Genomic DNA, 23,992 nt, shown 5'->3' on the forward strand with positions numbered 1-23,992 from the left:
GACGCTACAGAGGCCTGGTCGAGCATGGCTCGACGCTGCAGAGCGCGTGCGGCCTACTGGAACAGGTACTTCAGGCCGATCTGCGCGCGGCGGCCGTAATACTCCACCTGCAGCGGCCGCTGCGGGCTGCCCTGGTAGTACTTCAGCGGTTCGTTGGTCAGGTTGCTCAGTTCGGCGAACACGGTCCAGCGATCAAACGTGTAGGACGCGCTGAAGTCGACCGAGGTGTTGGCACCGTACCAGGCATCGGTGGTGCTGCTGTCGCCATGCGATTCGATGTAGGCGCCCTTGTGGTTGGTCGCCAGCCGGGCGGCGAAGGCACCATCGTCGTAGTACACGGTGACGTTGTACAGGCGGTCGGCCTGGCCGGTGATCGGCACGTTGCCACTGCGGCCCGGAATGCGCATGCGCGAATCCATCAGGGTCAGGTTGGCGTTGATGCCGAAATTGCTCCACAGGCCCGGCAGGAAATCGAAGCGACGCACGAAGGCGAACTCAGCACCCCATAGCTTGGCGTCATCGCCGTTCTCGGGCCGGTAGAAGGTGACATTGGTGTTGCCGTTGAAATTGCCGGTGCTGCTGCTCTGGAACACCGGGTTGCTGATGTTCTTGTAGAACACGCCGCCGGACAGCAGGCCCAGCGGTCCGGCATACCACTCGGCCATCAGGTCCAGGTTGTCCGAATAGGTCGGGTCAAGATCGGCGTTTCCGGAAGTGAAGGTGCCATCGGCTTCCATGAACGAGCCACCCGGATTGATGTCACCGAAATTCGGGCGGGCAAAACTGCGGGTCAGGCCCAGCCGCAGGTTCAGGTCACTGCGCGGCGAAAAGCGCACGTTGAGCTGCGGCAGCACCGAGGTGTAGCGCTTGCGTCCCAGGTTGGGCACCAGCGCGCTGCTGCCATCGGCATCGCGCTCCAGCACCTGCCCGCGCACGTCGGTGGCGGTGCGTTCCAGGCGCACGCCGCCGACCACGTCCCAGCGCTCGTCCGGCGTCCAGGTGCCCATTGCATAGGCCGCGTACTGCTTCTCGGCCACGTCGAAGTTGCGGCCGAGCGCCGCGCCATTGGCCACCAGCGCCGAGTCGCCCGGCACCAGCACCAGATGCTGCTTGTTCTGCCGGTACCACTCGGCCAGGGCCTGCATCGGCACCACCTGCGAGAAGTCACGGGCGTAGTCGCGGCCGTTGCCGATGTCATAGCCGCTGCGGCCGGGCTGGTCCATCAACGGGAAGTCGGCCAGGGTCGGCACCGGGCCGCCGGTTGCGGTGTTCCAGGCATAGAACTCGTCGGAGAAGCGCGCGCGACGCTGCTTGTCACGGTACTTGGCACCGGTCTTCCAGGTCAGCGTGTCGCTGGCGTCGAAGGTGAAGTCCAGCTGCGCGACGGCCCTGTCCTTCTCATTGACCGCCACCCGGTACAGCTCCACGGCGCTCAGCGACATCTTCCGTGGGTCCATCGAAAAGCCCGGCGGCAGATGGGTCTGCGGGGTATCGGCGGCGACGTTGCCGCCATCGATGGTGTTGTACGAGTTGCGCCCTGCACCGCGATCCTGCAGGCCCTGGTAGCCGACCTTGCCCTGGTTGAACTGGACCACGAAGTAGGCGTTGTCGGCACAGGTGGGAATGCAGCCGTAGCGGAAGTCGTTCTCGGCGCTGGCCAGCTTCCAGTCCACCTGGCCGCGGCCGAGGGTGTGCTGGCCACCAAACTCGAAGGTCCTGAACTCGGTGATCAGCTCGTTGTGGATGTTCTGCAGCTCGACGCGATCCTTGTCGAAACGGTAGCGGTGCTTGTAGTGCGTCTCATCGTCGCTCAGTTCGCCATACTGGCCGCGCACGTACAGCCGGTGGCCATCGGCCGGCAGGAATTCCATGCCGCCATTGACACCGCGGGTGGTGCGCTCGCCGGTGTAGTCACGCAGCTCCAGGCGGTAGATGCCAAGGCCATCGGCACTGCGCCGCGGCTCGAAGTTGTCGGTCGCCCACGGGCGCTTCCAGTAGGTGCCGTTGATCAGGAACCCGAAGCGGCCATCGGCGCTGCGGTCGCCATACAGCACATTGGCGCTGGTACCGGTATCGACGGCCTTGTCGTTGTAGTTGCCGGCCACGCTGGCGGCGAAGGTGCGGCGCGCAGGCGCGGTGCGGGTAACGAAGTTCACCTGGCCACCGATGGCGTCGCCTTCACGGTCCGGCGTCAGCGTCTTGCTCACTTCAATGCGCTCGATCAGCTCGGTCGGGAAGAAATCGAACGCGGTGGCGCGGCTGGTGGTTTCCTCTTCGGCGGTCGGCAGCCGGTCACCGTTGAGGGTGGTCGAGTTCCACTGTGCGGGCAGGCCACGCACGGCGACGAAGCGGCCTTCGCCCTGGTCGCGTTCGATCGACACGCCCGGTACCCGCTGCACGGCTTCAGCGGCGTTGTGGTCGGGCATCTTGCCGATGCCATCGGCGCTGACCACGTTCATCAGGTTGCTGGCTTCGCGCTGGGCGTCCAGTGCCTGCTTCTCGCCGCTGACGATGCTGCCGACCACGGTGACGGTATCCAGATCGACGGCAGAGGGAGTGGGTGCGGCATCAGTCGCGACCGGGGACGCGGCCTGGACGGCCAGCGGGGCATGCAGCAGGGCGAGCAGGCCCAGGGTAAGCGGATGGCGCGTAGGCAGAGTGGACATGGCGATGGCGGCGGCAAGGGAAAGTGGACCGCTCCAGCGGGAGCGGTGATGGCGGCCACTTTCAATCAGCGCGGTGAAGCGCAGGCGGCATCCACTAGGCAGGTCGGGGCAGCTGTCTAGGTGATCGCGAGGGTGGCTACTGGGCCAGCAGGCGGCGGCCACCCACCCAGACCTCGGCCACGTAGTCCGGCAGGGTTCCACGAACCCGCACAAGATCGGCGCGCAGGCCTTCACCGATGCGGCCCCGGTCACGCAGGCCCAGCGCCTGTGCCGGTGCATGGCTGACCGTGCCCACCGCGCGCGGCAGGCTCCAGCCCAGCTGTGCGCACAGCACGCCCAGCGCCGGCAGCAGGCTGGCCGGCACGTAGTCGGAGGACAGCACGTCGAGGCAGTCAGCGCGGGCCAGTTCCAGCGCCGCCACATTGCCCGAATGCGAGCCACCCAGCACCAGGTTGGGGGCGCCGGCAACGATCGTCAGGCCGGCCACACGCGCCGCAACGGCCGCCTCGAGCGTGGTCGGGAACTCGCAGATGCGCGCACCACTGGCCACGGCCTCGTCCACATCCGCAGGCACGGTATCGTCGTGGCTGGCCAGGCACAGGCCGCGTTCCCGCACCCACTGCAGCACCTGCTGCAGGTGTGCGGGGCGATAGCGCGCCTGCTGTGCCCGGCGTGCCTGCAGCAGGTCGTCCAGATAGGGGGCCGGTGCGTCGGCCGGCAGACCGTAATAGGCAGCATAGCGTTGCAGGTTGCGGAACTGGCGCTGCCCCGGGGTGTGATCGGTCAGCGACAGCAGGCGCACCGCCGGATCATCCAGCAGCGGCTCCAGCAATGGCAGCAACCCGGGATAGGGCAGCTCGGCGCGCAGGTGCAGGTAGTGGTCGCTGCGCAGGCCACCGCCACGGCGCGCCTCGGCCAGCGCCGCATGCGCGGCCTGCAGGCTGCGTACGCGTACGCTGTCGGCCTCCACGTCGCCCACGGCCAGCGCATCGCAGGCCGTAGTGATGCCTGCAGCCAGCAGCTGTGCATCGTGCGCCTGCACGGCCGCGGCCGCTGGGAAGGCCACGCCCGGGCGTGGTACCAGGTGCTTCTCCAGATTGTCGGTATGCAGCTCGACAAACCCCGGCAACATCCAGTCGCCGCCGCAGTCCTCGGCGCCCGGCCGCCGCACGCGCCCCTGCCCCACGGCGTGGATGCGTGGCCCGTCCAGCACCACATGGCCGTGCACGATCTCGTCGGCCAGCACCAGTTTCAGGTTGTCGAGGATGTGTTCGCCCATGGTTTCCGTAGCCCGTGTCATGCCATTGCAATCGCAGCGCGTTGATATGCCTGCACATGCAGTGCACCTGTCTAGTCCAGCAGCCGCAGATGGAGGTTTGATGACCATGCCCGACCCGGCCGTGACCCCACGCGATTCGGCGCTGCCACTGTGGCAGCAGATCGAACAGGCGCTGCTGCGGCAGATCCGCGAACGCCAGCTGGTGGAAGGCGATGCACTGCCCTCGGCGCAGGTGCTGGCCAAGCGCTTCGCGGTCAACCGCCACACCGTGCGGCGCGCGATCGAGGCGCTGGAAGAGCGTGGCTACGTGCGCACCGAGACCGGTCGCGGCAGTTTCGTGCAGGAGCATCCGTACCACTACCCGATCAGCCGGCGCACGCGCTTCGGCCGGGCCATGCATGACCTGAACGTGGAAAGCCGCTACACCCTGCTCGATGCCCGCGTGCAGGTGCCGAGCCGCCAGGTGGCGCGTGCGCTCGGCCTGATTGCCGGCGAACGCGTGCATCGGGTGGTGTACTCCAGCCAGGTGGAAGGGCGCACCGTGGACCACAGCGAAGCGTATTTTCCCGCCACCCGATTCCCGGGACTGGGAGAGGTGTTCGCACGTACGCCCTCGGTGACCCGCACCCTGGCCGCGTTCGGGGTCACCGACTACCTGCGCCGGCACACCACGGTGATGGCACGCCTGCCCGAGGCCGAGGTCGCGCGCGTACTCGGGCAATCAACGCGGCGGCCAGTACTGTGCGTGCACTCACTCAACGTCGATCCGCAGGGACAACCGGTGCAGTTCGGCATCACCAGCTTCGCCGGTGACTGGGTGCAGCTGATGGTCAGCAGCGACCTCTAGGAAAAGCGCGGCGAGCGTTGCACCCGCCGCGCGCAGGCTTCATGCCGCGCAGCGCAATGCCGCGTAGCGACCGTCCACCAGTTCCTCGGCCAGGCCGAAGCTGAGCGTCATGCCCAGGCCACCGCCACCGATGGCGTTGACGAGGGTCACACCCGGGGTGGGCTCGGCGACGAACTCGCTGCTGCCGTCCAGCAGCTTGGGATAGATGCCGTGCCAGGTCTGCGCGATGCGCGCGTCCGGTACCTGCATGAAACGGGACAGGTAATCGAGCACTTTCTGGTTGATGGCGTGCTCGTCGAACGGGTCATGCGTATGGGCATAGGCATGCGAATCACCGATGGTGATTTCACCAAGGCCGTTCTGTGCCGCCATCACGTGGATGCCCAGCTCGATCAGGTCGGCATGCTCGGCCTGGTAGCGCGCCTGCAGCGGGGCAACGTCGGCGGCCTCGCGGAAGCCGGCGTAGTGCACCAGTGACAGGCCACCACACAGGGCAGCACCCAGGCGGAATCCGGACGGCTGCGCGGCCAGGCGCAGCATCTGCAGCTTGCAGCGGGTCAGCGGCGCGGCGGCATACAGCTCCGGATACAGCTGTTCGAACTCCGGGCCGCTGCAGACGAACACCTTGTCGGCCTCGAACAGGCGGCTGCCGGACCACACCCGGCCGCTTTCCACCGCCGTCACCGGCGTGCGCCACTGGAACTGCACGCCGTGGCGCTCGCGCAGCACATCCGGCAACGCGCGGATCGCCTGGCGCGGATCGACCACCAGCTCATCGGCATTGAACAGCGCGCCACGCAGTTCGCGTGCGACCAGCGCCGGCGACTTCGCCAATGCCGCATCCCGGTCCAGCAACCGGCATGGGCGCATCTGCGCATTGGCGGCCGCGTACTGCTGCAGCACGGCCCATTCGTCGTCGGCGTGGGCAACGTGCATCGAGCCACTGGGGTCATGCCAGAGGCCGGCCACGTCGATCAGCTCCTGCCAGATCTGCCGCGAGCGCAGCGCGCGCTCATACAGCGGTCCATTGGGCACGCCGATCGGCCAGACCATGCCGAAGTTGCGGATGGAGGCGCCGACAGCGCGTTCATGGCGCTCCAGCACGGTGACCTTGCAGCCACGCACGGCCAGCGCGCGGGCCACGGCCAGGCCGACGATGCCGGCACCGACCACGAGGGCGGTTGTGTTCTTCATGGGGGATGGACTCAGACGGAGGCGAGCGCCGGCATGCGGGCCAGGCGCAGGGCCTTGTGGTGGAAGTACAGCAGCGACAACAACAGGCAGGCACCGCCCAGCAGCGACAGATGGATCACGGCGCTGGAGAAGAAGCGCACCCACGACAGCTGCAGGCCGGAGAACTCATGGCCGAGCAGGACCAGCACACTGCCGAGATAGCCGAACGCATCGGCCAGGTACATCACGAAGCCGACGTTGCCGGCGACCTTGAAGGTGGCGATCAGGCGTTCGAAGAACACGCAGTTGAACGGCACGTAGGCCAGGTACAGGCCGAAGCCCACCAGGCCCAGCCACGCCAGCGGATGCAGCATGCCCTCGCGGAACGCCAGCGTGCTCAGGCCGGCGGTGGCCAGGCCGATGAACATCAGCACGTGCAGGGCCATCAGGCCGTTGAGGTTGTTGCGGAACCAGGTCAGCCCGGCGGTCAGCGCCAGCACGGCGAATGCCACGGGCGTTTCGATGGCGGCGAACACGCCGGCGCTGCCGCCATAACCCAGCTCGCGGAACAGCTCGGCCTCGAAGCTGTCGCGGAAATCGCGGACCACGGTCAGGCACACGTAGCACAGGATCATCAGCGCCAGCCCCGGCAGGAAGCGGCGCACGAAGGCGCGGCGCTGCGTGCGATCCATCGGCAGGCGCGGCGAACGCTCGCGCAGGTCGTCGGCATCCGGTGCGGGAATGCGTTCGAGCATGCGCACCGACACCAGCAGCAGCGGCAGGAACAGCAGCCCGCACAGGAACGGCATCCAGAACTCGCTCACCCCCTGCAGCAGCAGCCACTTGCCCACCGACTTCACCACGCCGGAGGCCATGATGAAGCTGGAGGCCAGGATCGCACCCATCGCTTCGGTGGTCCGGCGCCCTTCCAGATAGCTGAACACCAGGCCCCAGACCATGCCCAACGGCAGGCCATTGAGGAACAGGAACGGGATGTTCCAGGGCGCCGGCACCAGTGCGAAGCCAAGCAGCGCCAACCAGGAGATGCCGATCAGGCCCAGCAGCAGGCTGGCGCGGCGCTCGGCGCGCAGCTCGCCGATCACCCGCACGCCGATGAACTTGCTGCACATGTAACCCAGCACCTGCGCCACCACCAGCCACACCTTGTAGTCGGCGCCAAACAGGTGCTGGCCATCGAACGATGCAGCGGCGAAGGGCTTGCGGAAGGCATACATGCAGGCATAGGTGGACAGCGCCGCACTGCCGGCAAACACGGTCAGCGCCAGCGGGTGCCCCTGCAGCCGTTCCCGCAACGAGGGCCGGTTCATGCGGCGGCGACCGTGCCGGAAGGTGCCAGGCCCAGCAGCGACGGCAGGCGGTCGAGGTGGTCGATGATGTGGTCCGGACCGTGCGGCAGCAGTTCGGCGCGGGTGAACGCGCCGGTGGTGACCGCAACATTCAGGCCGACACCGGCGTTGCGGCCTTCGTTGATGTCGACCTCGGTGTCGCCCACCTTCACCACGGCGGCGGCATCGTCCACCCCGGTACGCTGCATCAGCGCCTGGATCATGTACGGCGCCGGGCGGCCCGCCGGCACCTCGTCGCTGGCTACCAGCGCGTCGATGCGGTCGTGCCAGCCCAGCCGGTCGATGATCACTTCGGCGATGTCGCGCGAGAAGCCGGTGTCCAGGCCGATACGGATGCCGTGCGCGCGCAATGTGTCGAACAGCGCCTCGGCGCCCGGCAGCGGTGCAATGCCCGGTGCATGGCGATAGAACTCAAGCATGCGCGCCACGAAGTCGGCATGGATCGGGGCCACGCGCGGGTAGTCCACCGTGGCGCCCAGCAGCCGTGCGATCGCCTGCGGCTTGGGGTAGCCCATCAGCGGGCGCACATCCTCCACCTCGATGGCGTGGCCGGCGACGGCCATCGCTTCGGCGAAGGCATGGGCCACCAGGCCCGGGTCGGCAACGGTGGTACCGGCAATATCAAGAACGGCGAGGCGGTAGCGCATGGCGGCAGGCGGCGTTGGGCGGAGGTGCCCAGCTTCGTCGCCGCCGGCCACGCCCTGATGACAGCGCCCGGACAGGCCGATGCACCTGTCTAGCCGGGCGACCCCTGCGTGGCCATGTGCCGCACGTGTTCGGCGGCCTGCGCGTGCAGCCAGTCGCGGAAGGCGAGGAAGCCGCGATGGCTGGCCGAGCGTTGCGGGTACACCAGCCAATGCGGCCACGCCGTCTTCAGGCGCTGGCTGGACAGCGCCACCAGCTGGCCGGATTCCAGCAACAGGCGCGCCCGCGTCACCCGTCCCAGCGCCACGCCCACCCCGTCCAGCGCCGCACGGTGGTGGGCCTCCGAATCATCCAGTACCGCCACGAAGCGCGGCGGCGGGCTTTGCCCGCTCAACGCGAACCACGCGCCCCACGCGCCGTCGGGATCACCGAGCAGCGGCCACCGGGTCAGCGGAACACGGTCGATGCCGCCCATGCGCTCGATCAGCGCCGGGCTGGCCATCGGCAGCAGCCACTCGTCGAACAGCGGTTCCACCACCAGCCCCGGCCAGTGCCCGGTGCCCAGCCGCAGCGCGGCGTCGAACTGCCGCTGCCGCTCGAAGTCGACCAGCCGTTCACTCGACTGCAGGTTGATCTCGATCTGCGGGTGCGCAGCCACGAAGTGGCCCAGGCGTGGCACCAGCCACGCCGAGGCCATCGATGGCACCGCGCTGATCGTCAGCACGTGCTCGGCGCGCGCCGCATAGGGCTGGAAGGCCTCGTTGATCGCGTCCAGATGCGGGCCGACCTGCTCCAGCAGGCGCTGCCCTTCCAGCGTAAGGGTGACGCCACGCGGCTGCCGGATCAGCAGCGGCTGGCCGAGGCGCTCTTCCAGCTGGCGCATCTGATGGCTGAGTGCGCTGACCGTCAGGTTCATCGACGCCGCCGCACGCGACAGGTTGCCGAGCCGGGCGGCAGCCACGAAACCCTGCAGGGCATGGAGGGGCGGACGGGACATCAGGCTTGAATTCCTCTCAAGGCGTGCTTGCGGAAATGTCGCTTTTTGCACGTCCATGCTGCCCGTATCGTGCAATCCACTCAAGTGGAGGCACGCTCATGAACATCTTCAGCGGCTTGTTGTTCCTGCACGGCCATGTGGCCAGCGCCGAGCTGGCCCGGCAACTGGCCAGCCCGGTTCCGCCGCCCAGCAGCACTCACGGTAGTGCTGGCCGCTGGCCGGTAACCTCGCCAACCGGGCAGCCCGCGGCTGCCGGCCGCTGCCCGGCACGTCCCTAACGCTGCAGCGCCTCCTGCACCGCGGCCGCCACATCGGTGTTGTCGATGTAGCGGCCGTCGTTCCAGCCCACGTGCTGGCGGTAGCCGGCATCAACGCCACGCACGCGCTTTGCAAGCAGCTCCGCGCCCGCGCCCTTGGCCCACAGCGGCACCAGCGCATTGGAGTGGTTGCCGGTGGGGCGGAAGCTCATCCCCGGCATGCGTCCGCGGCCGTTGTTGCGCACCGGCTGGAAGGCGACGTTCTGTGCATCGGGGCCCATCGGCATGCTGTTGTCGTGGTCGGTGGTGACGATCAGCAGGTTGCGCTCCCAACCACCATTGCGTTCAATCCAGTCCACCACCGCCGCCACCGCATCGTTGAACTCCACGGTCTCCTCGATCAGGCGGCCGTACTGCGGCTGGTCGCTGCACTGGCCGTAGTGCCATTCGGTGCCGCAGGCACTGGTATGCGCGGCCCAGTCGGTGGCGCCGCCTTCCACCATCAGGAACAGGCCCTCCGAAGATCGCTGCTGCAGGAACCGCAGTGCACCGCGGGTCATGGTCGCAAGATCCGGCACGCTGTCGATCTTCCTTACGCCCGAGGGCGTGGCCGCATCCTTGCCCAGCACCTGCAGCTGGCGAGCCTGCTGCAGCGTGTTGGCCACGCGTGGCACGCCGATCAGCGGCCGGTCGGCCGGCAGCTGGCCCTGCGCCAGCGCGGCGAATTCCTCCTTCCCGCGGATCAGGCGCCACGGCCCCAACGGGTTCCCGCCAATGGTGCGGCCCGCTTCCAGCTGCTGCCAATCCTGCTGCGACACCCATTCCCACGGAGTCGCGCAGCCTTCGGCCCTAGCGGCATCCGTGGTCGGCCCACAGGCCAGGCCATCAACGCTGTAGCCGGGACCGCCGGTGCCCATCACCAGGTCCATGTGGCCCTGCGCCAGCATCTGGTGCGCAATGGCGTGATAGTTGTTGCGCGACTCGTTCTGCGCCGCGAACGCTGCCGGCGTGGCGTGCGCGAACGGCACCGAGGTCACCACACCGGTCGCCATGCCCAGGCGCTTGGCGCGCAGCGTATTGAACTCGGCCGGATTGCCATCGTTGTTGTAATTGATGGCGTTGTTGTAGGTCTTGATGCCCGAGGACAACGCCGTACCGGCCGCAGCACTGTCGGTCGCGACTGCAGCCAGGTACTGGTAGCCGACGAACGGCAGGTCCTGCGCCGGCACCGGTTCGCTGTCCCAGGCCTTGCCCGCGTCGTAGCCCAGGGTCTGCGCGTTGTCGCGGGTCGGCTGGCTGCTGGCGTTCAACGGGAAGGTGGTTACCGCCAGGCGCTGCGGGAAATCCGCATAGGGGGCACCTTCGCGGCTGCCGTATTGCCAGTAGGCGGCAGCATCCCAGGTGCCCCAACCGGCCCCGTCGTTGATCATCACGATCACGTTGTGCGGGCGCGCTTCGGCGGTGGGAACAGCATCGGTGCGCAGATTCGGCTGGCAGCCCCCCAGCGCTGCCAGCGCGATCAGCAACGAGGAATGGAGCCAGCGGCGTGGCGCGCGTGCAGTCATCGGATATCCCATCGGGCCAGAGGCGGCCCACAATGACGATACGTTATATCGTTTCAATGTTGCAGCTTCATGCAGCTGCCGCGCACTATCCTGCGGCTCTCCATTGTCACCGCATCATCCATGTCCCTCCCCGTTCCAGAGCGCGCGCCGCTGTCGTCGATCACCCTGGATGCGGCCACCTTCGCGGTGATCCACCAGCACAACGCGGAAACCGCGCGGCAACCGGCGTCGCTGACCAAGTTGATGACCGCCTACGCTGCGTATGCATGCGTCGAGGAGCGCGGGCGCGCATGGGACGAAACGGTCACCATTGCCAGCGACGATGTGCATGCGGTGGCCGATGATGAAACGCGCATGGGCCTGGTGCCTGGCGAAACAATTACTCTGGCACGCCTGCTGGAAGGCTTGATGATCGTCTCCGGCAATGACGCTGCATTGGCGATCGCGCGCCACCTGGACGGATCGCAGACCGCATTCCTCGATCGCATGAACCGGCATGCGCGCCAGCTTGGCCTGCGCAGCACCTGGTTTGCCAGCGTCTCCGGCATCACCACCCCGCACCATGCGTCCAGCGCGCGCGACATGGCAGTGCTGGCCGCCTGCCTGCTGAACGATCATCCGCAGATACTGGCAATCACCGCGCAGCGCGCGTTCGCGCATGGCCGCTTCAGCCGCAGCAACCAGAATGCCCTGCTTGGCGAGCACGGCGTGGATGGATTGAAGACCGGCTACACCCGGGCCGCAGGCTTCTGCCTGGCCGCCACCGCGTGCCGCGCAGTGCCCGGCCGGGCGCAGCCGGTGCGGCTGATCACCGTGGTGCTGGGTTCTGAAAGCCGCGACGCGCGCGACGCACTGGTGCGCGATCAGTTGTCGGCAGGATTCGCCGCACTGGCCAACAGCTGACCGGCCATGCGGCTCAGCGCCGCTTGACCGTCGCCACGATCACGCGCTGCAGTTCTGCCTCGGCCCCGGCCTTGTCCAGAGCGCCGGCAACCACGCCCTCTGAAAGGGTCTCAGCCGCGCCGAGGATGGCCCATCGCCCCGCCAGGGGCACGGCCCCCTCGGCGGCGAACGGGCCCAGCCAGACCTGGCAGTTGTCGATGAAGTCCTGCTGGTAGCGCCGCCGCACCTCGCGCAGTTCGGGCGCACCAACCAGCGCCGCGAGGATGCCCTGCACTTCACTGCCCTGGCTGAGGATGCAGTCGATGTAGCCGGAGGCGATGGCCGCCGCGCGATCGGCCAGCTGCGCCCTGGCGCGGCCGATGCGCTCGTGGAAGACCACGGTCTGCCGCCCGTCATAGTCGTCGTAGAGCGCCGCCAGCAGTCCATTGCGGGTCACGAAGTGATCGTAGGCCACCGGCTTGGTCACGCCCGCCGCCTCGGCCAGGCGTCCCAGCGTCAGTGCATCGGTGCCTTCCTCGCCGACCAGCGCCCAGGCCACGTCCAGCAACTGGCGGGCGCGTTGCTCGCGGGTCAGTCGGCGGCGTGTGGGAGCGGGCGTGGCAGGCATCGGCAGGGCACGGCGGTCAGCGCATCGGAGTACCGATTTTACGGCCGATCTCCGCTGCCGACTGCAGATGTGCCCCGGCGGCGCCGGAATCGGCGTCCAGCAGCAGTTCGGATGACAGCACGCGCGCACCGCAGTAGTCGAAGATGCCCATGTCGATCTGGGTCTTCATCGCCGCCCCATAGCCGCGCCGCTCGATCATCTCCGCGCCGGCCCCGCCCACCCCGACCAGGTGCACGCACAGCCGTTGCAGCTTCTTCTGCACCTTGCCGTCGGCGCCCTCCTGGTAGGCCCAGCCCTGGGTGAACACACGGTCGATCCAACCCTTCAGCAGCGCCGGGAACGACCACCAGTACAGCGGGTAGACCAGCACCAGCGTGTCGGCCGCATCCAGCCGCGCCTGCTCGGCGGCGACATCGGCCGGTACAGCGCCGGTGCCGCGGAACAGCGCCTGGTCCTGCAGGTTGAAACGCGGGTCGAAGCCCTCGGCCATCAGATCGGCGTGGGCCACGCTGTTGCCGGCACCAGCCGCGCCGATGGCCTCACCGATGCGCCCGGCGATGGCGTGGGTCAACGAGGAAGGATCAGGATGGGCGATGACGATGAGGCTGTGCATGGGAGAGCTCCGGGATTCACTAACTACCAATGGTAAGTAATGAAATCCGGCGCACCAGCCCCATCGATGGGATGCTGTTTCCGCATCCCCCGTATAGTGCGGCGCTCGCCCGTGAGATGCCCGCCGATGCACCGACACCTGCTTGCCCCGCTGCTGGCCCTGGTGATGACGATGGCCGTTCCATCCGCCGTGGCCGGTGAACTCGGTCCGGAAGATTCCGCCGCCCTGCGCAGGGAGGTGCAGGCGATGATGGACGCCTTCGCCCGCGGCGATACCGACCTGATCATCGCGCGCACCCATCCCAGCCTGAAGCTGGCTGCCGGTGGCGATGAGGCCTATGCGCGGATGACGCGCGACACCGTGAAGCAACTGCACAAGGCGGGCGTCACCATCGTCAGCGACGAGGCGGGCGTGCCTGGGCGCACCTACGCCGCCGGTGACGAGGAAGTCTGCTTCGTGCCACGCCAGTCACTGCTGCGCGTGCGCGACGCGCCGATGCGCAGCACCTCGTTCATGGTCGCCGTACGCCGGGTGGGCACGACGCAGTGGAGCTATCTGGACGGTGCCGCGCTGCTGGACAACCCCGCGCTGCTGCGGCAGCTGCTGCCGGCCCTGGAACCGGGGGTGGTAGTGCCGAAGGGCGGGATGGAAGCGCTGTAGTCGCTGGCGCATCCCTCCAGGCACGGTGTGGATCCACGGACCGCCCTGCAGAACCGGGCCCACACCGGATTTCCGTCAACGGAACAGCGCGTTCAACGCCGCGCCCGGGGTCGCCTGCTGCAGGCCATCGAAGCACCCGTCCTGCACGATCGGTTGGGTCGCCTGCATCAAGCCACCCCACGCCGCGCGGGCCAGTGCGCCACCGAGGCTGACCCGGCGCACGCCGAGTGCGGCGATGTCCTGCAGGCGCATGGGCGTCGGTCCACCCACCAGCAGGTTCACCGGCTTCGCTCCTGCCGCGGCCACCACCGCGCTGATCTGCTCAGGCGTGCTGATGCCCGGCGCGTACAGTACGTCGGCACCGGCCTCGGCATAGGCGCGCAGGCGCTGCAGGGTGTCCTGCAGGTCCGGCACCCCCACGAAGAAGTTCTCTGCACGGCCTACCAGCAGCACATCGCCGCCGGCATGGTCGATCGCCGCACGGGCCGCGCGCAGGCGCTCGACCGCCTGTTCGATCGGGCGCAGCGGTGCATCGGCCACACCGCTGGCATCCTCGATCGACAATGCCGCGACGCCGGTATCGATCGCCGCGGCCACCGCCTCTCCCACCGCCGTTGGCGTGGCACCGAAGCCATCACCGAAGTCGGCGTTCACCGGCAGTGGCGTCGCCCCCACCATCAGGCGCAGATGCTCCAGCGTGGCCTGCAGCGAAACCGCACCATCCGGCCGCCCCTCGCTCCAGGCGCAGCCGGCACTGGTGGTCGCCAGGGCCAGGAATCCCTGCCGCTGCAGGTAGCGCGCACTGCCCACGTCCCACGGATTGGGCAGCACGAAGCAGCCCTGCGCATGCAGCTGGCGGAAGGCCGCGCGCCTGCGCGGGAAGTCGGCGTCGATCGAGGTCATGGCGGGCTCCGGTACGGTACAGCGGCACCCTAGCCCGGCCATCGCCTGCGCTCAATGGCGGCATGCGCAGGCGCATGAGGTGATGCCGCCTGCTTATTGGACGCGGCCGAGGGCAGTGCCGGAGCGTGCTTGCCTGCCCCTCATGCTGCCACGGAGCCGTTCATGCACCCGGACCTGGATTCCCCCGCTGACACCTACATCGACGCAAGCGAAGATGACGCGCAGTGGGCCGACCTGCTGTCGCCCGCCCGCCGGCGCCTGATCGCTTCGGCCGGGCTGGCCGCCGGCGGCCTGGCCAGCGCGTCGACGGCAGCGGCAGCCACGCGCGACGACCATGCCGTGAACACCACCGAGCCGGGGCAGCCCGGCTTCCGCGCCATCGTCCCACCGGCGGCGAAGGGCAGCAGCCCGTGGGGCCAGGCCACCGCCCGCGAACCCACCCCGCGCCCGGCCAGCGTGCGCCCCGGCGAGGCCACGCTGCCCGCCACCCCACGCGCGTACACCGACATCAAGAGCTATCACGCGCACATCTACTTCGATGAGGACAGCTTCGCCAAGGCGGCCCTGCTGCGGCGCTGGGCCGCCGAACGCTTCCCGGTGGAGCTGGGCAACTGGAACCTGGAACCGCGCGGGCCGCACGTCACGCCTTCGTTCTATTTCGGCTTCACCAACGACCTGCTGCCGGTGCTGGTGCCCTGGCTGCAGCTCAACAGCCTGGGCCTGACCATCCTGATCCACCCCAATACCGGCGACGGCCGCGCCGACCATCTGCATTACGCGCTGTGGGTGAACCGCGCGCAGCCGGTGAATGCCTACAACTGGCCGGCACCGAAGCCCGGCGAACGGGAGCCGCTGGAGGAAGTCTTCCCGAACGTGGTGCCGACGGTGCCGCTGGAGACCTGAGCGGGTGCGTGGCGGGGGCGGTGGGTGGCGTGCAGCGCACCTTGGGCTGCCCCTCGGTGGGTACGTAGCTTGCTGCGCACCGAACTTCCTTCATCCACGCATGGCGTGGCTCTACCGCATCACGGCCCGTTGCGGCGTCGGTCATCGCCCGGCCTTGCCGGCATCGTCGGCCTACGTGCCAGCATCCCCGGCCAGCACCACGTTCAGCGCGCCTTGATCCGGCTCCCGCCGTACAGCCGCAAGCACTCCGGCGAATTTCAAACAATCGATTGAAACACGGCAAACTTCGCCGAACTGGACAGCATCCGCCGCTTCCGCCAGACTGCCGCCCTTTCCCGTCTTCCGGATCCCATGGCGAAGCTGCTGGTCCTGCACGGCCCCAACCTCAACCTGCTCGGCACCCGCGAGCCGGAGATCTACGGCCACACCACGCTGGCCGATATCGACCAGGCGCTGGCCGCGCAGGCGTCCGCCGCCGGGCACGCCGTGGAAAGCCTGCAGTCCAATGCCGAGCATGTTCTGGTGGACCGCGTGCAGGCCGCGCGCAACGACGGAACCGCTTTCATCCTGATCAACCCGGCCGCCTTCACCCACACCTCGGTTGCCCTGCGCGATGCGCTGGCGGCGGTGGCCGTGCCGTTCATCGAGATCCACCTGTCCAACCCGCATACCCGCGAACCGTTCCGCCAGCACAGCTACTTCAGTGACAAGGCGGTGGGCGTGGTGTGCGGCTTCGGTGCCGACAGCTACCGCTACGCGATGGACGCGGCGCTGCTGCGCGTGCAGGCGGCGGGCGCGTGATGATGCTGCCGCGCGTGCTTGCCAGCCTCGCGCTGTGCGCCAGCCTGTGCGGCGTTGCCCATGCGGGCGACCGCAGCGCCGAAGGCATCGACTGCGCGCATCCCGCCACCACGATGGAGAGCGACCTGTGCGCTTCGGACGTGGCCGCTGCTGCCGACGCCGAACTCAATTCCGCCTATGCCCTGGCGCGCCAACAGCTGCGCACACCGGCCAAAGGCGGTAGTTGCAGCTACTGCGGCGATGCCGAGCAGCAGCTGGTGCTGGCCCAACGCGCCTGGATGCAGCTGCGCGACCATGACTGCAACGCGGTCTATGCCCTCAATTCCGATGGCACGGCACGCAACGGCGCACAGATGCGCTGCCTGATCACCCTCGCGCGCGACCGTACGCGGCAGCTGCGCGAGTTCTACGAATTGCTTTGACCCGAGCGCGACGCGCTCCCCACCACACTGACATCAAGAGCAAAGAGGCCACCATGGATCTCCGCAAAATCAAGAAGCTGATCGACCTGCTGGAAGAGTCGAACCTGGCTGAAATCGAAATCAAGGAAGGCGAAGAGTCGGTGCGCCTGTCGCGCGCCCCGGTGGCCGGCTACGCCGCGCCGATGCCGGCACCGGTGTATGCCGCCCCGGCTGCCCCGGCCGCGCAGGCGATGCCGATGCAGTCGCCGACCGAAGCGTCCACCGGCGGCACTGCCAAGCCGGGCCCGGCGCTGCCGGAAGGCCACGTGCTGCGCTCGCCGATGGTCGGCACCTTCTACGCCTCGTCCGCCCCGGACAAGCCGGCCTTCGTCAGCGTCGGCCAGCAGGTCAAGGAAGGCGAGACCCTGGCCATCATCGAAGCGATGAAGATGTTCAACCCGATCGAAGCCGACAAGTCCGGCACCATCGTCGCCATCCTCGGCGAAAACGGCCAGCCGGTGGAGTTCGACCAGCCGCTGTTCGTGATCGGCTGAGGGGCACGCCATGCTCGACAAAGTCGTCATTGCCAACCGAGGGGAGATCGCGCTGCGCATCCTGCGCGCGTGCCATACCCTGGGCATCCGCACGGTGGCCGTGCATTCCACGGTCGACCGCAACCTCAAGCACGTGGCCATGGCCGACGAGTCGGTCTGCATCGGCCCGGCGCCGTCGCCGCAGAGCTACCTCAACATCCCGGCGCTGATCGCCGCCGCTGAAGTCACCGACGCCCAGGCCATCCACCCGGGCTACGGCTTCCTGTCGGAGAACGCCGACTTCGCCGAGCGCGTGGAGGAGTCCGGCTTCATCTTCATCGGCCCCAAGGCCGACACCATCCGCATGATGGGCGATAAGGTTGAAGCCATCCGCGCGATGAAGTCGGCCGGCGTGCCGTGCGTGCCCGGCTCGGGCGGCCCGCTGGGCGAAGACATCGTCGCCAACACCAAGATCGCCCGTGAGATCGGCTATCCGGTCATCATCAAGGCGGCCGGTGGCGGCGGTGGCCGCGGCATGCGCGTGGTGCACGCCGAAGCCTCGCTGAAGACCTCCATCGAAACCACCAAGAGCGAGGCCAAGGCCGCGTTCGGCAATGGCGAGGTCTACATGGAGAAGTTCCTGGAGAACCCGCGCCACGTGGAGATCCAGGTGCTGGCCGACGGCCAGGGCAACGCCATCCACCTGGGTGAGCGCGACTGCTCGATGCAGCGCCGCCACCAGAAGGTGGTGGAAGAAGCACCGGCACCGGGCATCAGCGCCGAACAGCGCGAGCAGATCGGCAAGGTGTGTACCGAAGCCTGCGTGCGCATCGGCTACCGCGGCGCCGGCACGTTCGAGTTCCTGTACGAGGACGGCCGCTTCTACTTCATCGAAATGAACACCCGCATCCAGGTGGAGCATCCGGTCACCGAAATGGTCACCGGCATCGACCTGGTGGCCGAGCAGCTGAAGATCGCCGCCGGCCAGAAGCTGTCGATCAAGCAGAGCGACGTGGTGCTCACCGGCCACGCCATCGAGTGCCGCATCAATGCCGAAGACGCCGAAACATTCGTGCCGAGCCCGGGCACCATCACCGGCTTCCATCCGCCGGGCGGCCCTGGCGTGCGCGTGGACACCCACATCTACAGTGGCTACCGCGTGCCGTCGAACTACGACTCGATGATCGGCAAGCTGATCGTGCACGGCCCGGACCGCGAAACCGCCATCGCCCGCATGCGCGTGGCGCTGAGCGAGATGGTGGTCGACGGCATCAAGACCAACATCGCGCTGCAGCAGCGGATCATGCGTGACAAGGGCTTCCAGGCCGGTGGCCAGAACATCCACTACCTGGAAAAGCGCCTGGCCGAGCGCAAGAACAAGCCGATCGCGTTGACCTGATCGGTGCCACAGGCTGGATACGGAAAGGGCGGGGATTTCCCCGCCCTTTTTCGTTGTCTGTAGCGCCGAGCATGGGCTCGGCGCTACGCAAACAGGTTCAGCGCTTGTCCGCCACTTCGGCCGGAATCTGCGAATTCGCCAGTGGGCGAACGCCATTGGGTGAACTCGGGTCGACGATCACCATGGTTTCGGTGGAACCATCGGGCCAGACCACCTGGAAGGTGCTGCCGGCCGGCAGTGAGGCGAACGGCATGCCGCTCTGCGCGCGATAGACCGCCGCAACCTGGCTGGCACCGGCGCGGCGGACATCTTCCTGCGCCTTCACCGTGGTCAGTTCCACTTTTGACAGATGCCGGTAGCGATCCTCGTAGGTATCGATCATCAACAGACCGACCGCACCCGCCGAGTAAGCCACGAACAACGCCACCCAGAACCAGAATTTGGCCCCATGCAGGAATCGACGGTAGTTCATTGCCCGCCTCTCTTGCCAACCAATCGCTTGATCCACTGCTTCATCTTCCCCGAACCTTGCCGCGAAACCGCAGCGTCATACACGAAATCCCGGAAATCCTGTGCTCCATCCTGCGAACAGATCCCTCCGTTCGCACAAAAACCGTTCACCAGTACGCTGTCCGCACCACAAGGTAGACCGAGTTCACAGGCCGCAACCCGCCATGCAAGTTCGCTGAGCGGCTCACCGGCCACCTGCCCGGTCAGCGCACGATCGCCCGCTGCCCGTGCGCCCATTCCCGGCGCAATGGCCATGAAGGCTTCCGGGTCGCGCGACGCACGCACCCGCTCGACCAGATCACGGCGGTATTCGGGGCTGTCATGCAGCGGCTCCCCTTCGGCGAACAACGATGCCTCTGCCGCCAGGTTGCCCTGTGCGGCCGCCTTGCGCCGCTCGGCCAGCACCCGCGCGGCGCCCAGCTTGTCGCCCGGCACGAAACCACCGCAGCGCTGCGCGACACGTTCGCGTGCCTGCACCATCGCCGGCGCAGCGGTCAGCCCCAGTCCGGCCAGCACGTTGTTGTCCAGGCGATAGCCACCCGGATCAAGCGCGTACTGCGCGCAGTAGTCATAGACCCGGCTCAGCATCCAACGCGCTTCATGATTGCCGTCATCGGCCTGCACGCGCAGACGCTGCGCGTAGGCGTACAGATCGGTGGCCTCCTCGAAGTCGGCGCGCAGATCCAGCGGCAGCCCCGACGGCAGCGCGTTGCCTCGCTCGACAGCCGACAGGCGGCGTGCCAGTGCTTCGGGCACCACCGGCATCGGCGTGCTCGTGGTGTCCGCCGACAGCGCCGACGTCAGCTCCGACGGTACCGGCACCGCCGACACGTGGCCGCTGGCCCGATACCCGACCACGCCCAGCACGGCCACCGCCGGCAGCACGAGCAACCAGGTTTTCAGGGTCGGAGCGAAGGCCATCGGCGGCAGTCAGGCGTCAGGACGCACAGGAAAGCACACAGTTTAGCAAGGCCCGGCAGCCCTGTCTGAACCGGCTTCGTTCATCTCAAGGCATACGGAGACGCCCTGATGGTCTAGCATGGCCCCCTTTCCCGCGATTGCCCCCACCGCCATGCCGTTCCTGGAACTGACCCTGCGTTGCACCGAAGCCACACAGCCCCGCTATGAAAACGCGCTTGAAGATGTGGGCGCACTGGCTGTCACCCTGCTCGATGCCGAGGCCGATACCAGCAACGAGCAGGCCATCCTTGAGCCGGGCGTGGGCGAGACCCCGCTGTGGGACACGCTGGTACTAAGCGCGCTGTTCCCCGCCGACAGCAACGCGCTGTTGCTGCTGGCTGCGCTGGAGGCCTTCGATCCGGAGCTGGACTGGAGCAGTGGCAGCTTCCGCGCGGTCGAGGATCAGGACTGGGAACGCGCCTGGCTGGACCAGTTCCAGCCGATGGATTTCGGCAGCCGTACCTGGATCGTGCCGTGGAACCATGAGCTGCCGGACGCCGCACAGGCCGCCGACGCCGCCGTGGTGCGGCTGGACCCGGGCCTGGCGTTCGGCTCGGGCACCCACCCGACCACCGCGCTGTGCCTGCGCTGGCTGGACCAGCTGGCCGTGGATGGCCAGCTGCAAGGCCAGCGCGTACTCGACTTCGGTTGCGGCTCGGGCATCCTCGCCCTGGCCGCGCTGAAGCTGGGCGCCGCTGAGGCCATCGGCGTGGACAACGATCCGCAGGCACTGGTTGCCACCGCCGACAATGCCGAGCGCAACGGCGAGCAGGCGCGCATGCAGGTGTACCTGCCGCAGGACGAGCCGGTTGCGACCTATCCGATCGTAGTCGCCAACATCCTCGCCTCGGCACTGGATGCGCTGGCCGAACTGCTGGCCGCGCGCGTCGCGACGGGCGGCCGCATCGCCCTGTCCGGCATCCTGCATGGCCAGGAAGGTGAGCTGCTGCAACGCTACGCGGCGTGGTTCGACGAACTGCAGGCCACGCAGGACGGCGACTGGATGCGCATCACCGGCGTGCGCCGCGCCTGATCGTGGTTGAATGACTGCTGGATCCGAGCCCGCGCCCTGAGCATGTCCGAGCCGAACCCGCCGCGCCGCCCCCTGGCTACCTTCCTGCGCACTGCGCCGGCGGGTGAAGCCGCGCCCGCGACCGATGCGCGCATGCAGGACGACGCCGCACCCGCAGCGCCCACGGTGGAACCTGCGGCCGATCCCATCGAGCCAATGCAACCGCCGGCGGCAGAAAGACGACACGATGATGACACTTTCATCGTGGAGGACGTCGCGCCCCTCGAACCGGCGCCGGTCGCGGTGCCGGCAGCGGTGGCTGCTGCCAGTGATGCTCCCAGTTTCCTCGGCAGCGCGCGAGCGCGCACGCTGCCGGCACCGCGCTGGCACTGGCTGCTGGTGGCAGGTCTGGCACTGCTGCTGGTACTGCAGAGCGTGCTGGCCGACCGCGCGCGCCTGGCCGCCGACGCCGGCAACCGTGCATGGCTGGCCCCCCTGTGCGGCGTTCTCCATTGCAGCCTGCCGCCCTGGCATGAACCGGCCGCGTTCACCATGACCAGCCGCGAGATCCGCCCACTGCCCGGGCAGGCCGGCGTGCTGCAGGTACAGGCCAGTATCCGCAACGATGCGCGCTGGGCGCAGGCCTGGCCGGACCTCCGCCTGTCGCTGTCCGATGCCGATGGCCGGGTGATCGGTAGCGGTGTGTTCCCCCCTGCGCAGTACCTGGGCGAGCCTCCCGGCACCGCGCAGCTGGAACCGGGCCAGAGCGCACGCATTGCGTTCCGTGTACAGGAGCCCGCCGCATCCACTGTCGCATTCACCTTCGACTTCCTCTGACCAGGCTGAAGACGCCCAGCCGTGGCAGGTCGAGCACGCTCGCGCTAGACTGACCGCCACCACCTCGTCCGGCCGCGCGCTCCGCGCGCACGGGCCAACCGAATCGGGAACCCCCTTGAACGCTGTCCTTTCTCGTCCTGACAACAGTCGTGGCGCTCCCCGGCCACCGCTGCGTGAACACGTCGCCCAGTCCGTGCGCCGCTACCTGCGTGATCTCGATGGCTGCGACGCGGACGATGTCTACGAGATCGTGCTGCGCGAGATGGAGATCCCGTTGTTCGTGGAAGTGCTCAACCACTGCGAAGGCAACCAGAGCCGCGCCGCAGCGATGCTGGGCATCCACCGTGCCACCCTGCGCAAGAAGCTGAAGGAATACGGCATCAGCGCGTAAGCGCCGATACCGCCTTTGTAGAGTCGAGCCATGCTCGACTGCTTCTGCGCCAGGCAACCCGTGAAAAGCAGTCGAGCATGGCTCGACTCTACAAGAGCGGCTCGCCACGCCATGCGTGGATGGCGCCCTCCCGGAATCAACCGCCGCCGCCCGCCTTCCAGTAGTAGCGCACCACATGGAAGAACACCGGTGCGGCGAAGCACACCGAATCCAGCCGGTCGAGCATGCCCCCGTGGCCCTCGATCATGTGGCCCCAGTCCTTGATGCCGCGGTCGCGCTTGATCGCCGACATCACCAGGCCGCCCCAGAACCCCATCAGGTTGATCAGCAGCGACAGGCCGAAGGCCTGCAGTGGCGTGAATGGCGTGATCCACCACAGCGCCGCGCCCAGCGCGCTGGCACTCAGCACGCCCCCCACGAAGCCCTCCACCGTCTTCGACGGCGACAGCTTCGGTGCGATCAGGTGCCTGCCCAGCAGCTTGCCCCAGATGTACTGCAGCACGTCCGAGGACTGCACCACGATCACCAGGAAGGCAAACAACAGCACGTTGCGCGACGGGTCATGCCCCGGCACGTGCAGGTTCAGCAGCAGCGGGACGTGCGAGATGCAGAACACGCAGATCATCAACCCCCACTGCACCTTCGCCGTGCGCTCCAGATAGTGGGTGGTATCACCGCCGATGGTCGACAGGATCGGCAGGAACAGGAACGCGTAGACCGGAATCAGCAGCGTGTACATGCCGTACCAGTCGATCCACACCAGGTAGTACTGCCAGGGCAGCACGATGTAGAACGCTGCCAGCAGCGCGTAGTAGTCGCCCGAGCGGGTCGGCGCCAGGGTGATGAACTCGCGCAGCGCGAACAGCGAGATGATCGTGAACAGCACGATCACCCCGGCACGGCCGAAGAACAACGCCAGCCCGACCACGATCGCCATCACCCACCACGCGCGGATGCGCGAGACCAGGTTGGCGATCACCGCGCTGGGCTGCCCGCGCCGGCGCCAGCGCAGGGTCTCGGCCACCAGTGTGGCCAGCACCAGCACCGCGCCGACACCGGCAAACAGCAGGCCGGTCTGCTGGCCTACGCTCTGCGTTGCCAGATCGCCGGAGACATCCAGCACGAAACTCATGAACGGCCTCCATTGGGTGCCAGGTCCAGCAGCGCCTGCCGGCTGCGCGCCAGGAAAGCGGTCTTGTCCTCATCGGCCTGCAGCCGCAGCGGCGTACCGAAGGTGGCCGTGCACAGCAGCGGCAACGGCAGGAACCGGCCCTTGGGCATCACCCGTTTCAGGTTGTCGATCCACACCGGTACGAACTCCAGTTCCGGGCGCTGCCGCGCCAGGTGGTAAATGCCGCTCTTGAACGGCAGCAGCGGTTCGTCGCCGACATTGCGCGTGCCCTCCGGGAACAGGATCAACGAACACCCTTCATCAACCGCTTCGCGCAGCACCTGCAACGGATCCTGCTGGCGATGCCCGGCCTCGCGCTCGACCAGCACGCCGTTGAACACCGCATCGATCAGGTAGCGGCGCAGGGCATCGCCCTGCCAGTACTCGGCCGCCGCCACCGGGCGCACCTGGCGGCGCAGCGCCGGTGGCATCGACGACCAGATCAGCACGAAGTCACCGTGGCTGGCATGGTTGCCGTAATAGACGCGGTGCTCGCTGGATGGTGCACAGCCGATCCACAGCGCGCGTGCGCCGGTCACCACATGGATCGCGCCACTGCAGGCGCGGGCAATCAGTCTGGCGAACATCGGTT

25 protein-coding genes are annotated in these 23,992 nt (G+C 67.9%); 11 read left to right on the forward strand and 14 right to left on the reverse strand.

Annotated elements, in window-relative coordinates; translation table 11 throughout:
* Nucleotides 1-53 precede the first annotated feature (53 nt).
* On the reverse strand, nucleotides 54-2,666 hold the full coding sequence (locus K5L94_RS19880; RefSeq protein WP_274511216.1) for a TonB-dependent receptor: 2,613 nt from the start codon (nucleotides 2,664-2,666) through the stop codon (nucleotides 54-56).
* Nucleotides 2,667-2,802: 136 nt separating this feature from the next.
* Complete coding sequence (locus K5L94_RS19885) at nucleotides 2,803-3,945, reverse strand: alpha-D-ribose 1-methylphosphonate 5-triphosphate diphosphatase (protein ID WP_274511217.1); 1,143 nt, start codon at nucleotides 3,943-3,945, stop codon at nucleotides 2,803-2,805.
* A 100-nt stretch (nucleotides 3,946-4,045) separates the two neighbouring features.
* Between K5L94_RS19885 and phnF the strand changes: the two genes are divergently transcribed.
* Nucleotides 4,046-4,792 carry a phosphonate metabolism transcriptional regulator PhnF gene (gene phnF / locus K5L94_RS19890; RefSeq protein ID WP_274511218.1) on the forward strand — a complete coding sequence of 249 codons (747 nt, stop codon included), beginning with the start codon at nucleotides 4,046-4,048 and terminating at the stop codon, nucleotides 4,790-4,792.
* Between the two features lie 39 nt (nucleotides 4,793-4,831).
* Here phnF and K5L94_RS19895 read toward each other — a convergent pair whose 3' ends face one another.
* The 5 genes from K5L94_RS19895 to K5L94_RS19915 form a co-directional block, all read right to left on the reverse strand.
* Entirely contained in the window at nucleotides 4,832-5,986 is a 1,155-nt protein-coding gene (locus tag K5L94_RS19895) for a TIGR03364 family FAD-dependent oxidoreductase (RefSeq protein ID WP_274511219.1), read from the reverse strand.
* Nucleotides 5,987-5,997: 11 nt separating this feature from the next.
* Entirely contained in the window at nucleotides 5,998-7,293 is a 1,296-nt protein-coding gene (locus K5L94_RS19900) for a DUF5690 family protein (RefSeq protein WP_274511220.1), read from the reverse strand.
* Nucleotides 7,290-7,979: an HAD-IA family hydrolase gene (locus K5L94_RS19905; protein ID WP_274511221.1), complete on the reverse strand. Its 690-nt coding sequence runs from the start codon at nucleotides 7,977-7,979 to the stop codon at nucleotides 7,290-7,292. The genes K5L94_RS19900 and K5L94_RS19905 overlap by 4 nt, the downstream gene beginning before the upstream one ends.
* An 89-nt stretch (nucleotides 7,980-8,068) precedes the next feature.
* A complete protein-coding gene (locus K5L94_RS19910) occupies nucleotides 8,069-8,974 on the reverse strand; it encodes a LysR substrate-binding domain-containing protein (RefSeq protein WP_053450943.1) in 906 nt (301 codons plus the stop codon).
* Nucleotides 8,975-9,248: 274 nt separating this feature from the next.
* Nucleotides 9,249-10,796 (reverse strand): alkaline phosphatase, encoded by a 1,548-nt coding sequence (locus tag K5L94_RS19915; RefSeq protein WP_053450945.1) that lies wholly within the window; start codon nucleotides 10,794-10,796, stop codon nucleotides 9,249-9,251.
* A 120-nt stretch (nucleotides 10,797-10,916) separates the two neighbouring features.
* Here K5L94_RS19915 and K5L94_RS19920 point away from each other — a divergent pair, with 120 nt between their 5' ends.
* Entirely contained in the window at nucleotides 10,917-11,699 is a 783-nt protein-coding gene (locus K5L94_RS19920) for a D-alanyl-D-alanine carboxypeptidase family protein (RefSeq protein WP_053451390.1), read from the forward strand.
* Nucleotides 11,700-11,712: 13 nt separating this feature from the next.
* Here the strand turns inward: K5L94_RS19920 and K5L94_RS19925 are convergent, their stop codons facing one another.
* Both K5L94_RS19925 and K5L94_RS19930 read right to left on the reverse strand, forming a co-directional pair.
* A complete protein-coding gene (locus tag K5L94_RS19925) occupies nucleotides 11,713-12,306 on the reverse strand; it encodes a TetR/AcrR family transcriptional regulator (RefSeq protein ID WP_053450946.1) in 594 nt (197 codons plus the stop codon).
* A gap of 16 nt (nucleotides 12,307-12,322) precedes the next feature.
* A complete protein-coding gene (locus K5L94_RS19930; protein WP_274511222.1) occupies nucleotides 12,323-12,919 on the reverse strand; it encodes an NAD(P)H-dependent oxidoreductase in 597 nt (198 codons plus the stop codon).
* A 126-nt stretch (nucleotides 12,920-13,045) separates the two neighbouring features.
* On the opposite strand from K5L94_RS19930, the gene K5L94_RS19935 reads away from it, so the two are divergent.
* The gene (locus K5L94_RS19935; RefSeq protein ID WP_053450948.1) at nucleotides 13,046-13,579 is read left to right on the forward strand and encodes a hypothetical protein; all 534 of its coding nucleotides are present in this window, start codon (nucleotides 13,046-13,048) and stop codon (nucleotides 13,577-13,579) included.
* A gap of 75 nt (nucleotides 13,580-13,654) precedes the next feature.
* Here K5L94_RS19935 and K5L94_RS19940 read toward each other — a convergent pair whose 3' ends face one another.
* The gene (locus K5L94_RS19940; RefSeq protein WP_274511223.1) at nucleotides 13,655-14,482 is read right to left on the reverse strand and encodes an isocitrate lyase/PEP mutase family protein; all 828 of its coding nucleotides are present in this window, start codon (nucleotides 14,480-14,482) and stop codon (nucleotides 13,655-13,657) included.
* Between the two features lie 162 nt (nucleotides 14,483-14,644).
* Here K5L94_RS19940 and K5L94_RS19945 point away from each other — a divergent pair, with 162 nt between their 5' ends.
* The 5 genes from K5L94_RS19945 to accC all read left to right on the forward strand — a co-directional run bounded on the left by K5L94_RS19945 (nucleotide 14,645) and on the right by accC (nucleotide 18,519).
* Nucleotides 14,645-15,385, forward strand: a complete 741-nt coding sequence (locus tag K5L94_RS19945) for a DOPA 4,5-dioxygenase family protein (RefSeq protein ID WP_274511224.1) — start codon at nucleotides 14,645-14,647, stop codon at nucleotides 15,383-15,385.
* Between the two features lie 351 nt (nucleotides 15,386-15,736).
* Nucleotides 15,737-16,186 carry a type II 3-dehydroquinate dehydratase gene (gene aroQ, locus K5L94_RS19950; protein ID WP_274511225.1) on the forward strand — a complete coding sequence of 150 codons (450 nt, stop codon included), beginning with the start codon at nucleotides 15,737-15,739 and terminating at the stop codon, nucleotides 16,184-16,186.
* Nucleotides 16,186-16,608, forward strand: a complete 423-nt coding sequence (locus K5L94_RS19955) for a lysozyme inhibitor LprI family protein (protein WP_180879954.1) — start codon at nucleotides 16,186-16,188, stop codon at nucleotides 16,606-16,608. The genes aroQ and K5L94_RS19955 overlap by 1 nt, the downstream gene beginning before the upstream one ends.
* Nucleotides 16,609-16,661: 53 nt before the next feature.
* Nucleotides 16,662-17,141, forward strand: coding sequence for an acetyl-CoA carboxylase biotin carboxyl carrier protein (gene accB, locus K5L94_RS19960; protein WP_008265096.1), 480 nt, complete (start codon nucleotides 16,662-16,664; stop codon nucleotides 17,139-17,141).
* 10 nt (nucleotides 17,142-17,151) lie between these two features.
* On the forward strand, nucleotides 17,152-18,519 hold the full coding sequence (accC, locus tag K5L94_RS19965; RefSeq protein ID WP_006473295.1) for an acetyl-CoA carboxylase biotin carboxylase subunit: 1,368 nt from the start codon (nucleotides 17,152-17,154) through the stop codon (nucleotides 18,517-18,519).
* Nucleotides 18,520-18,616: 97 nt separating this feature from the next.
* Here accC and K5L94_RS19970 read toward each other — a convergent pair whose 3' ends face one another.
* Nucleotides 18,617-18,991 (reverse strand): hypothetical protein, encoded by a 375-nt coding sequence (locus K5L94_RS19970; protein WP_053450952.1) that lies wholly within the window; start codon nucleotides 18,989-18,991, stop codon nucleotides 18,617-18,619.
* Entirely contained in the window at nucleotides 18,988-19,950 is a 963-nt protein-coding gene (locus tag K5L94_RS19975) for a hypothetical protein (protein WP_274511226.1), read from the reverse strand. Before K5L94_RS19975 ends, K5L94_RS19970 begins: the two co-directional genes overlap by 4 nt.
* Before the next feature lie 151 nt (nucleotides 19,951-20,101).
* On the opposite strand from K5L94_RS19975, the gene prmA reads away from it, so the two are divergent.
* From prmA to fis, 3 genes are all read left to right on the forward strand, one after another.
* The gene (gene prmA, locus K5L94_RS19980) at nucleotides 20,102-21,022 is read left to right on the forward strand and encodes a 50S ribosomal protein L11 methyltransferase (RefSeq protein WP_164086871.1); all 921 of its coding nucleotides are present in this window, start codon (nucleotides 20,102-20,104) and stop codon (nucleotides 21,020-21,022) included.
* A gap of 42 nt (nucleotides 21,023-21,064) precedes the next feature.
* The gene (locus tag K5L94_RS19985; RefSeq protein ID WP_164086847.1) at nucleotides 21,065-21,838 is read left to right on the forward strand and encodes a DUF3426 domain-containing protein; all 774 of its coding nucleotides are present in this window, start codon (nucleotides 21,065-21,067) and stop codon (nucleotides 21,836-21,838) included.
* Nucleotides 21,839-21,953: 115 nt separating this feature from the next.
* A complete protein-coding gene (fis, locus tag K5L94_RS19990; RefSeq protein ID WP_005419706.1) occupies nucleotides 21,954-22,229 on the forward strand; it encodes a DNA-binding transcriptional regulator Fis in 276 nt (91 codons plus the stop codon).
* Nucleotides 22,230-22,365: 136 nt separating this feature from the next.
* Here fis and K5L94_RS19995 read toward each other — a convergent pair whose 3' ends face one another.
* Together K5L94_RS19995 and K5L94_RS20000 are read right to left on the reverse strand one after the other, a co-directional pair.
* The gene (locus tag K5L94_RS19995; RefSeq protein ID WP_274511227.1) at nucleotides 22,366-23,361 is read right to left on the reverse strand and encodes a phosphatidate cytidylyltransferase; all 996 of its coding nucleotides are present in this window, start codon (nucleotides 23,359-23,361) and stop codon (nucleotides 22,366-22,368) included.
* Nucleotides 23,358-23,987 carry a lysophospholipid acyltransferase family protein gene (locus tag K5L94_RS20000; protein WP_164086849.1) on the reverse strand — a complete coding sequence of 210 codons (630 nt, stop codon included), beginning with the start codon at nucleotides 23,985-23,987 and terminating at the stop codon, nucleotides 23,358-23,360. Before K5L94_RS20000 ends, K5L94_RS19995 begins: the two co-directional genes overlap by 4 nt.
* Nucleotides 23,988-23,992 lie beyond the last annotated feature (5 nt).

This window comes from Stenotrophomonas forensis (genome assembly GCF_028752115.1).
GTDB lineage: Bacteria > Pseudomonadota > Gammaproteobacteria > Xanthomonadales > Xanthomonadaceae > Stenotrophomonas > Stenotrophomonas forensis.

Excerpts from the sequence above, each read along its gene's own strand:
- K5L94_RS19880 (WP_274511216.1), bottom strand. The coding sequence starts at position 2,666 with ATGTCCACTCTGCCTACGCGCCATCCGCTTACCCTGGGCCTGCTCGCC.
- K5L94_RS19885 (WP_274511217.1), bottom strand. The coding sequence starts at position 3,945 with ATGGGCGAACACATCCTCGACAACCTGAAACTGGTGCTGGCCGACGAG.
- phnF (WP_274511218.1), top strand. The coding sequence starts at position 4,046 with ATGACCATGCCCGACCCGGCCGTGACCCCACGCGATTCGGCGCTGCCA.
- K5L94_RS19895 (WP_274511219.1), bottom strand. The coding sequence starts at position 5,986 with ATGAAGAACACAACCGCCCTCGTGGTCGGTGCCGGCATCGTCGGCCTG.
- K5L94_RS19900 (WP_274511220.1), bottom strand. The coding sequence starts at position 7,293 with ATGAACCGGCCCTCGTTGCGGGAACGGCTGCAGGGGCACCCGCTGGCG.
- K5L94_RS19905 (WP_274511221.1), bottom strand. The coding sequence starts at position 7,979 with ATGCGCTACCGCCTCGCCGTTCTTGATATTGCCGGTACCACCGTTGCC.
- K5L94_RS19910 (WP_053450943.1), bottom strand. The coding sequence starts at position 8,974 with ATGTCCCGTCCGCCCCTCCATGCCCTGCAGGGTTTCGTGGCTGCCGCC.
- K5L94_RS19915 (WP_053450945.1), bottom strand. The coding sequence starts at position 10,796 with ATGACTGCACGCGCGCCACGCCGCTGGCTCCATTCCTCGTTGCTGATC.
- K5L94_RS19920 (WP_053451390.1), top strand. The coding sequence starts at position 10,917 with ATGTCCCTCCCCGTTCCAGAGCGCGCGCCGCTGTCGTCGATCACCCTG.
- K5L94_RS19925 (WP_053450946.1), bottom strand. The coding sequence starts at position 12,306 with ATGCCTGCCACGCCCGCTCCCACACGCCGCCGACTGACCCGCGAGCAA.
- K5L94_RS19930 (WP_274511222.1), bottom strand. The coding sequence starts at position 12,919 with ATGCACAGCCTCATCGTCATCGCCCATCCTGATCCTTCCTCGTTGACC.
- K5L94_RS19935 (WP_053450948.1), top strand. The coding sequence starts at position 13,046 with ATGCACCGACACCTGCTTGCCCCGCTGCTGGCCCTGGTGATGACGATG.
- K5L94_RS19940 (WP_274511223.1), bottom strand. The coding sequence starts at position 14,482 with ATGACCTCGATCGACGCCGACTTCCCGCGCAGGCGCGCGGCCTTCCGC.
- K5L94_RS19945 (WP_274511224.1), top strand. The coding sequence starts at position 14,645 with ATGCACCCGGACCTGGATTCCCCCGCTGACACCTACATCGACGCAAGC.
- aroQ (WP_274511225.1), top strand. The coding sequence starts at position 15,737 with ATGGCGAAGCTGCTGGTCCTGCACGGCCCCAACCTCAACCTGCTCGGC.
- K5L94_RS19955 (WP_180879954.1), top strand. The coding sequence starts at position 16,186 with ATGATGCTGCCGCGCGTGCTTGCCAGCCTCGCGCTGTGCGCCAGCCTG.
- accB (WP_008265096.1), top strand. The coding sequence starts at position 16,662 with ATGGATCTCCGCAAAATCAAGAAGCTGATCGACCTGCTGGAAGAGTCG.
- accC (WP_006473295.1), top strand. The coding sequence starts at position 17,152 with ATGCTCGACAAAGTCGTCATTGCCAACCGAGGGGAGATCGCGCTGCGC.
- K5L94_RS19970 (WP_053450952.1), bottom strand. The coding sequence starts at position 18,991 with ATGAACTACCGTCGATTCCTGCATGGGGCCAAATTCTGGTTCTGGGTG.
- K5L94_RS19975 (WP_274511226.1), bottom strand. The coding sequence starts at position 19,950 with ATGGCCTTCGCTCCGACCCTGAAAACCTGGTTGCTCGTGCTGCCGGCG.
- prmA (WP_164086871.1), top strand. The coding sequence starts at position 20,102 with ATGCCGTTCCTGGAACTGACCCTGCGTTGCACCGAAGCCACACAGCCC.
- K5L94_RS19985 (WP_164086847.1), top strand. The coding sequence starts at position 21,065 with ATGTCCGAGCCGAACCCGCCGCGCCGCCCCCTGGCTACCTTCCTGCGC.
- K5L94_RS19995 (WP_274511227.1), bottom strand. The coding sequence starts at position 23,361 with ATGAGTTTCGTGCTGGATGTCTCCGGCGATCTGGCAACGCAGAGCGTA.
- K5L94_RS20000 (WP_164086849.1), bottom strand. The coding sequence starts at position 23,987 with ATGTTCGCCAGACTGATTGCCCGCGCCTGCAGTGGCGCGATCCATGTG.